Origin of the sequence: Ralstonia sp. RL, assembly GCF_001683835.1 — a bacterium.
Classification (GTDB): Bacteria; Pseudomonadota; Gammaproteobacteria; order Burkholderiales; family Burkholderiaceae; genus Ralstonia; species Ralstonia mannitolilytica.
Genome location: NZ_LWRX01000091.1, coordinates 1 through 1,330, shown reverse-complemented (window position 1 = coordinate 1,330; position 1,330 = coordinate 1). Strand labels below are relative to the sequence as shown.

The window sequence follows — 1,330 nt, the reverse complement described above, 5'->3', positions numbered from 1 at the left end:
CGTATCCATTGCCCCAGCCGTCGCTGATGCCGACGGCGCGGAATGGCGTCTGCGTGTCCTGCGCCGGTCCGCTCAGCGCCGCCACGCCCTGGATCACGTTGTCGGTAAATGTGGTATTGCCGGTGCTGGCGTCCACCGATGCGACCGCCTCGGTCACCGCATACTGCAGGCCGGCGCCGTTCAGCCCCGGTCCGGTCAGCGCGCCGCTCATCGAACCGATCGCAAAGCCCGTGCTTGCCGTTCCGGTCGAGCTCGTCGCCGCGCCGTTCTTGGTCAGGGCCACGCTCGATGTGCAGGTCGTGGCCGTGCAGCTCATGGTGCTGAAAAAGCTCGGCCCGTGCAGCCGCATGCCGTTGCTCTGCATGTCCCAGGTATCGGAACCGATGGTGAAGTTCACATTCGCGCTGGCGAGCTGATTGGTGAAATCCACCGCCAGGTTCGCGCTGTTCAGCGTGCCGGTCCTGCCCAGCATGTCGGTCGGGTGGGTGCCGCCGATCTTGGTGTAGCTGGCGGTGCCGGTCAGCACCTGCGGCAGGTAGTCGGGCGCCGCGCCGCTGCCGGCGATCCAATGCAGGCTGCCGGTGCCCAGCGCGCTGCTCGTCGTGTCCGTGCCGCCGATGACGAAGGCGCCGCTGGCATTGTTGGCGCCCAGCCCGAAATTGCCGCCGGCGTCCGTGCCCCAGTACTGGCTGGTGCGTGTCACCGTCCCGCCCTGCCAGCGGCCCCAGGAAAGCCCGGTGCCCGCATCCTTGCCCGCATCGGTCATGACGCTGCCGCTTTGCGTCAGCGAAGCGCGGTAACTGTACCTGTAGCTGCCGCTGCCACTGTCTTTGACGGCGATGAGGTTGCCGGCCGCGTCGCGCGTCACGGAGTTTTCCGGGCCGTTGAAGTAATAGGCGTCGGCGTGCGGATGGCCGCTATTGGGGTCGTTGAACGGGAAGCCGGCCATCACTTCGACGGAGGCGCCGAAAGCGGCCGTCGCGTCCGCGCCTATTGGAACCGTCGTCCCGTCCGGAGCGTTTTTCGTCTGATTGGACAGGTCGAGCATGCTGCCGTCCGGATTCGTGGCAGTGATCCTGGCCGCTGGCGGCGGTGATGGCACTGCGGCGACGGAGAACGTATTCATTACGGTCGCGGCTGTCGTTGCCGATGTCGCCGCAGCCGTTGCCGTCGAAGCGGCGGACGGCGCGGAGGGCGCCGTCGATGGGGCGGCGGCATCGCCGGAGGCGCTGTCGGCCGTTTTCGCCTGCGGTTCGGCCGCCGCCTGTTGTCCGGCTGCCGGATCGGTCTTCGCCTGCGCCTGCTTTTGTTCCTGCTTTTGTTCCTGCTT

The 1,330-nt window shown here is 67.4% G+C and carries 2 protein-coding genes; one reads left to right on the top strand and one right to left on the bottom strand.

Features of this window, described 5'->3' with window-relative positions; all coding sequences use genetic code 11:
• A partial coding sequence (locus A6M56_RS08550; RefSeq protein ID WP_286758071.1) for a hypothetical protein occupies nt 1-1,048 on the bottom strand: 1,048 nt, incomplete at its 3' end.
• Here A6M56_RS08550 and A6M56_RS08545 point away from each other — a divergent pair.
• On the top strand, nt 1,047-1,330 hold a 284-nt coding region (locus A6M56_RS08545), incomplete at its 3' end, for a hypothetical protein (protein ID WP_286758070.1). The two genes, A6M56_RS08550 and A6M56_RS08545, sit on opposite strands and share 2 nt — an antisense overlap.